Source organism: uncultured Abyssibacter sp. (assembly GCF_964000955.1).
Lineage (GTDB): Bacteria > Pseudomonadota > Gammaproteobacteria > Nevskiales > OUC007 > Abyssibacter.
The window spans coordinates 1-6,188 of sequence record NZ_CAXFCL010000276.1; the positions used below are offsets into that span (position 1 = coordinate 1).

General features: G+C 66.4%; 5 protein-coding genes and 1 pseudogene. 2 read left to right on the forward strand and 4 right to left on the reverse strand.

Translation table 11 applies throughout. From position 1 onward, the window contains the following. Positions 1–191: 191 nt before the first annotated feature. Positions 192–629 (reverse strand): sulfur transferase domain-containing protein, encoded by a 438-nt coding sequence (locus ABNS06_RS13305; RefSeq protein ID WP_348675080.1) that lies wholly within the window; start codon positions 627–629, stop codon positions 192–194. A gap of 389 nt (positions 630–1,018) precedes the next feature. Here ABNS06_RS13305 and ABNS06_RS13310 point away from each other — a divergent pair, with 389 nt between their 5' ends. Further along, positions 1,019–1,837, forward strand: a complete 819-nt coding sequence (locus ABNS06_RS13310) for a formate/nitrite transporter family protein (RefSeq protein WP_348675081.1) — start codon at positions 1,019–1,021, stop codon at positions 1,835–1,837. A gap of 13 nt (positions 1,838–1,850) precedes the next feature. On the opposite strand, the gene ABNS06_RS13315 is transcribed toward ABNS06_RS13310, so the two are convergent. After that, positions 1,851–3,497 carry an alpha-glucosidase family protein gene (locus tag ABNS06_RS13315; protein WP_348675082.1) on the reverse strand — a complete coding sequence of 549 codons (1,647 nt, stop codon included), beginning with the start codon at positions 3,495–3,497 and terminating at the stop codon, positions 1,851–1,853. Beyond that, complete coding sequence (locus ABNS06_RS13320; RefSeq protein ID WP_348675083.1) at positions 3,494–5,248, reverse strand: alpha-amylase family glycosyl hydrolase; 1,755 nt, start codon at positions 5,246–5,248, stop codon at positions 3,494–3,496. The genes ABNS06_RS13315 and ABNS06_RS13320 overlap by 4 nt, the downstream gene beginning before the upstream one ends. Positions 5,249–5,451: 203 nt before the next feature. Between ABNS06_RS13320 and ABNS06_RS13325 the strand changes: the two genes are divergently transcribed. Next, positions 5,452–5,853, forward strand: coding sequence for a hypothetical protein (locus ABNS06_RS13325; RefSeq protein ID WP_348675084.1), 402 nt, complete (start codon positions 5,452–5,454; stop codon positions 5,851–5,853). A gap of 12 nt (positions 5,854–5,865) precedes the next feature. Here ABNS06_RS13325 and ABNS06_RS13330 read toward each other — a convergent pair. Further along, positions 5,866–6,188 (reverse strand): annotated as a pseudogene (locus ABNS06_RS13330) (dihydrolipoyl dehydrogenase); the annotation flags it as partial.

Below are 6,188 nucleotides of genomic sequence, written 5' to 3' on the forward strand. Positions count from 1 at the left end.
GGACGTGCTGCTGCACGCCGCCGTGTATTGCGGCATGCCGGCCGGCATCGATGCCTTCCGTGCCGCGAAGGAGGTGATCGAGCAGTGGGAGCAGTCCGCGAACTGATTGGGTTGTTCCGATCAGCCGGTCGCGCTGAGCGGGGTTGATTCGGGCCCGACGGCTTGTCGCCGGGCCCTGACTCGTCCGGGCGTCAAAGCCCCAGCATGTGCCGCACGGTGCCTTCCAGGCCCTTGAGGCCGGCGGCGTGGCCGTGGGTCAGGGCGTCCGAGGGGTCGGCGCCGTCCACCAGATGCGCCTTGAGCGCGAACAACGCGCCCACGCGGTTGCTGCTGGCGCAATGCACCAGCGTCGGCTTGGGGGCGGATTCCAGCGCGTCCGCCAGTATCTTGGCGTTCTCGGGGCTCAGATCGGTGGCCGCCGCGACGGGGATGCAGACGTAGGGCAGGTCGATCTGGGCCATCAGCGCCTGCTGGTCCCAGCCGCATTCGCCGGCGGGGCAGAGGTTGATGACGCTCTTGAGTCCCGCGGCCTTGGCCTGCTCGAACTGTTGGGGGCTGGGCTGGCCGCCGGTCCAGATGTCGTCATCGAGTTGGGTCAGATACGGAATTCCGGTGGATTCAAGCGTCATCGTTCGTTCCTCTGCTGGTGGGGCGGCGGTATCGTCCGCGCTGCTGCGCATGGTACGGAATGCGCCGGGATCGTGGGACTGACGCCGAGCGTTCAGACGTCGAGGTCGCCCGGTGCGTCCATTCTTGATCCAGTTCTCCTGCTGCTCGGTCGGCGTGATGGTCTTGCGGTGCATGCCCATACGAGAAGCCTTCGGAAACACCGGGTATGAGAACCCCATACTCGGTTGGCGGCTCTTCAGCTGCGCCATGCCTGGGCGAGGGATTGGGCTCTGTTGGTGAAGCCAAGTCCGCGTCATCGCGAACAGCCGGGCGACTGCCGTTGTCAGACTGGGCACGAGGCTGCGGTCGCAGCGCCGCCAGTCGTTGCTCACCAACCACGGATGGTTGCATGGCCGACAACGAGAAACAGCTCGACCACCATGAGGGTCGCGATGCCCGGCGCCGCGTGTCGCCGCGCGCGGCGGTGGTGTTCGAGGCGATTCGCCAGGAAGGCGAGTCGGAACTTTCGCGCAAGCCGCTGGCGCTGTTCTGGTCGGGATTGGCGGCCGGGCTGTCCATGGGCTTTTCCTTTGTCGCCGAAACCCTGCTGAGCTACCACCTGCCGGCGGATGCCGAGTGGACCCAGCTCATCACCAAGTTCGGGTACAGCGTGGGCTTTCTGATCGTGGTGCTGGGCCGCCAGCAGCTGTTCACTGAAAACACGCTCACGCCGATGCTGGAGGTGTTCAATACTCCCTCGCGCGACCGGTTGTGGCGCCTCGGCCGGCTGTGGAGCGTGGTGCTGGTGGCGAACATGCTCGGCGCGCTGCTGTTCGCGGCCGCGGTCCGTTACGGCGATGCGTTTTCCGCCGATCGCATGGCGCATTTCCAGGAGGTTGCCCTCAAGAGCGGTCACGAGGACTGGTGGACGACGTTCGCTGGCGCGATTTTCGCCGGCTGGCTGATCGCGCTGATGGTCTGGCTGATGCCATTCGCCGAGACGGGGCGCATCTGGATCATCGTGATCGTCACCTACATGGTCGGGCTGGGCGGCTTCGGCCACATCATCGCCGGGTCCGTGGAAACGCTTTACCTCGTCATCGGCGGCCAGATGGATGTCGGCGCCTGGCTGGGCGGATTCTTCCTGCCGGTCCTGGCCGGCAACGTCATCGGCGGAGTCAGTCTGGTGGCGGCCGTCAATTCGGCGCAGGTGAAAGTCGAGGGCTGACCGGAGAGTTGCCTTACCGTGATGGTGCCAGCAGCGCGGAGCCGTAGGGCGGCAGCGTGATGTGGCCGTTCTTCGGCGCCCACGGGCTGAGATGCTCGGCCGCTCGTTGTTCGAATCCCTCGGGCGATGAAATCGTCACCGAGTGGTCCGCGAGGTTGAAGGCGCACCAAAGCGGTTGGTCGGGATGCGTGCGTTCGAATGCGAGCACCGGGTCCGGGGTGGGCAACAGGCGCAGCCGGCCGCAGCCCAGTGCCGGTGATTCGTGCCGCCAGCGGATCGCGTTGCGGTAGAACTGCAACAGCGAGTCCGGTGACGCCTCCTGGCGATCCACCGCCAGCGGCCGATGCGCGTCAGCGATCGGCAGCCAGGTCTCTTCGGTTGTGGAGAATCCCGCGCCGGGCGCATCGGCGTTCCAGGGCATGGGCGTGCGGCAGCCGTCGCGACCCAGCAGCAGCGGATAGTTGGCGATGCCGAACGGGTCCTGCATCTGATCGAAAGCGACCTGGGCCTGCGGCAGGCCAAGTTCGTCGCCCTGGTAGATGCAGGTGCTGCCGGGCAGGGTGACCAGCAGCAGGCACAGCAGGCGGTCGAGGCTGTGGCCGTGTTCGATCACCGAATCGCCGTGATTCCACCAGCGGCTTTTCAGCCGGGGGAAGTCATGGGTGCCGAAGGTCCAGCAGATGCGGTGGTCGGGGAACAGGGTCTCGATCCGCTCGATCACATCTGTCAGGCCGCCGCGGGTGAACGGCTCGTGGCTGATCAGCGCGGCGTTGTAGGCCGAATGCAGCCGGTCGCTGCCATGCACGTAGTCGGATGCGGCGGCCAGGGTGTCCTCGGCGCTGGAGATTTCGCCCAGGGCCATGCGCTCGGGGTACTCGTCCAGCATCGCGCGGATTTCCGACAGCCAGGGCAGGGCCTCCGCGCGGCACACGTTGCCGGAGTTGATGGTGTTGAAATATGGGTCTTTCGGCTCCGCGCCGGCGGGCCGGTGCATGTTGGCGGGGCGCAGCGGATTGTCCGCCAGCGACCGGTCGTGGCCGAGAAAGTTGATGACGTCGAGACGGAAGCCGTCCACGCCTTCATCCAGCCAGAACCGGCCGATGTCCAGCATCGCAGCCCGCACGTCCGGGTTGTACCAGTTCAGGTCCGGCTGCTGGGTCAGGAAATTGTGCAGGTAGTACTGCCCGCGCGGCTCGTCCAGGGTCCAGGCCGAACCACCGAAGGTCGCGCGCCAGTTGTTGGGCGGACCGCCGTCCGGCGCCGGGTCGGCCCACACGTACCAGTCCGCCCGCGGGTTGTCGCGGCTGCTCCGGCTTTCCGCGAACCAGGGATGCAGGTGCGAGGTGTGGTTCCACACCTGATCCATGATCAGGCGCATGCCGAGCTGGTGCGTGCGCTCCAGCATGCGGCGAAAGCCGTCCATGGTGCCGAACATCGGTTCGATGGCGCAGAAGTCGCTCACGTCGTAACCGAAGTCGTACATCGGGGACTGCACGAACGGTGACACCCAGATGGCGTCGGCTCCCAGTTCGGCGACGTAGTTTAGGCGGGCGGTGATGCCGTCGAGATCGCCGGTGCCGTCGCCGGTGCTGTCCATGAAGCTGCGCGGGTAGATCTGGTAGATCACAGCGTCGCGCCACCAGTCCGCCGACCGACTCATGCGGACTCCTGGTGCCGGATATTGGCGAAGAAGGCGGACCAGGGCCCCATCCGCAGCACGCGCCCGTCTTCGTCCAAGCTCCAGTCGTAGTCCAGCCGATGGATGTGGCGCAGTTCGCCAAAGGCGTCCAGATGCACGGGCTGGTCATGGTCCGACAGATTGAACAGGCACAGCAGCTGCTGCGAGCGATGGCGTCGCAGCACGCCGAAGACGTTGCTCGGCGTGTCCAGCACGTCGGAATGGCCGGCCGTGAGCGCCGGTTGCAGCCGGCGCCAGTGGAGCATGCGTCTCCAGCGGTTGAGCAGGGAATCCGGGTCCTTGTGCTGCACGTCGACGGCGCGGGCCAGATGTCGCTTGGGGATGGGCAGCCAGGGTTCCGATCCGTCGGTGCTGAAGCCGCCGTGGGGATCGTCCGCGGTCCACGGCATCGGTGTTCGGGAACCGTCACGGCCGACAACATCGGGATAAAGCGCCTTGCCGAACGGGTCGCGAAGCTGGTCCTCCGAGATTTCCTCCGGGATGCGCGCTTCCGGCAGGCCGAGTTCATCGCCCTGCCACAGGCAGAACGCGCCGGGCAGCACCAGCAGCAGGCCGGCCATCATGTGGTAGAAGCGCTCGGGATAATCGCGGTTGTCGCCGCCCCAGCGGGACCGCAGGCGGCCGTAGTCGTGGTTGCCGACGATCCAGCAGGTGCCGCCTTCGCCAAAGGCATCGGTCACGCGTTCGAGCGTGGTGCGCATGAACGCGGCGGTCATCGGCCGATCGGCGAGCAGCGCGCTGTGATAGGCCAGATGCAGCCGGTCGGAGCCGCGTGCGTATTCGGCTGCCAGCTCCACGGAATCCTCGCTCAGCGTCACCTCGCCTAGCAGCATGGTGTCCGGGTAGTCATCGACCAGACGGCGCAGCGGTTCCAGGTAGTCGAGCGTTTCCTCGCGGCAGAAGCTGTTGGTGAACTGCTGTTCCACCATCGGGTTGTCGGGCGGGATGCCTTCCGGCATCGGATCGTCCTCGTCGCGCGGCGGGTTGTCCTCCAGCGACGGGTCGTGGGCGTAGAAATTCACCGCATCCAGGCGCAGGCCGTCGATGCCGAGGTCCAGCCAGTACCGGGCATAGCCGAGGATGGCCTCGCGAACGGCCTCGCAGTGCCAGTTCAGGTCCGGCTGGCTGTCGAGAAAGTTGAAGAAGTAGTACTGGCCGCGTGTCTCGCAGTATTTCCAGCCGGAATCGCCGGTGAAGGCCGAACGCCAGTTGTTCGGAGGGCCGCCGTCTTCGCCCGGATCGGCCCAGACGTACCAGTCGGCCTTGTCGTTCTCGCGGGACTGGCGGCTTTCCCGGAACCAGGGATGCTCGTTCGAGGTGTGGCTCCACACGGCGTCGAGCACGACCTTGAGATTGAGGTTGTGACAGATCGCCACCAGCCGTCTGAAGTCGTCAAGGGTGCCGAACTCGGGTGCCACGCCGCCCATGTCGACGACGTCGTAGGCCAGATCGTTCATCGGCGATGGGTGAATCGGCGTCAGCCACACGGCGTCGACGCCGAGCGCGGCGACGTATTCCAGGCGCCGGATCACGCCGGGCAGGTCGCCTCCGGGCCCCTTGCCAGTGGACTGGAAGCTCCACGGGCTCAGTTCGTAGATCACCGCGTTCTGCCACCAGGTCCCGTGGCGGGTGGATTCGCGGGCGTCCTTCCAGGTCCAGGCGGGTTCGTTGATCTCCGGCGTGCGCCACCACTGCGGTTTCCGGGCGTTCATAAGACATCCTTGTCTGTATGACTTCGGGTTGCCGATCGTGGCGGCCGGCGTGGCCGCCGTTCGATTCCCGTCGCATTGTTCTCCGCCGGGATGGATCGGTGCCTCACTGATTCAGGACAACATGACCGCCTGCGTGTTCCGGACTGGCTACGGTTTCACGGCCGGCCGCCGCCCGTCGGGTCCGGAACTTGCCCCAGTGCGGCATGGCCCTGGAACTGACCAAGCGCGAATCCGACTTTCCGACGGTGCTGGTTCGCGGAGGGTTCCTGTCACGCGATCTTTCTTGCGTGGAGAACGGCTACTACGCCGAGCTGTTGACGCGGGACGGCGAAATTCTGCGGGCGAGGGTGATCGGCCGGCTGGGTGACGAGTTCGCGGGTGTCGTCGAGCGGATCGAGCGCTACGACGTCAACGGTGCGCGGCGGCTGGTGTTGTTATCCGGCCGTTCGGAGGACGCACGCCCCGGCGGCAGCATCCACTTTCGGCTCGACCAGGTTTACGCCTTCATCGAGGCTGAGGTTTGCGCCGCGAGGGACCGCCGTCACGCGGTCGCCTCGCAGGTGGCCGTGGCCATCGCGACGATGCGAGCCTCGAACGCCGCCTGAACAACCTCGCACTCAGGCGTGAATCGCGTGCCCCAGCGCGGCCAGTGCCGCCTCGTGGAAAGACTCGCTCATGGTCGGATGCACCTGGATGATGCCGGCCAGATCCTCCAGCACGGCGCCCATCTCGATGGCCTGGACGAACGCACCGGTCAGTTCCGAGACATGAGCGCCGACGGCGTGGACGCCGAGGATCAGGTGATTGTCGGCACGTGCGGTGACGCGGACGAAACCGCCGTCGCCACCGGCTTCCATGGTCAGCGCGCGGCCGTTGGCGGCGAGCGGGAAGGTTCCGACCTTGATCTCGTGCCCGGCGGCCGTCGCTTCGTCCGGTGACA

Bases quoted from the DNA above. Each gene is read 5' to 3' on its own strand.
- ABNS06_RS13320 (WP_348675083.1), bottom strand. From the start codon at position 5,248: ATGAACGCCCGGAAACCGCAGTGGTGGCGCACGCCGGAGATCAACGAA.
- ABNS06_RS13315 (WP_348675082.1), bottom strand. From the start codon at position 3,497: ATGAGTCGGTCGGCGGACTGGTGGCGCGACGCTGTGATCTACCAGATC.
- ABNS06_RS13325 (WP_348675084.1), top strand. From the start codon at position 5,452: ATGGCCCTGGAACTGACCAAGCGCGAATCCGACTTTCCGACGGTGCTG.
- ABNS06_RS13305 (WP_348675080.1), bottom strand. From the start codon at position 629: ATGACGCTTGAATCCACCGGAATTCCGTATCTGACCCAACTCGATGAC.
- ABNS06_RS13310 (WP_348675081.1), top strand. From the start codon at position 1,019: ATGGCCGACAACGAGAAACAGCTCGACCACCATGAGGGTCGCGATGCC.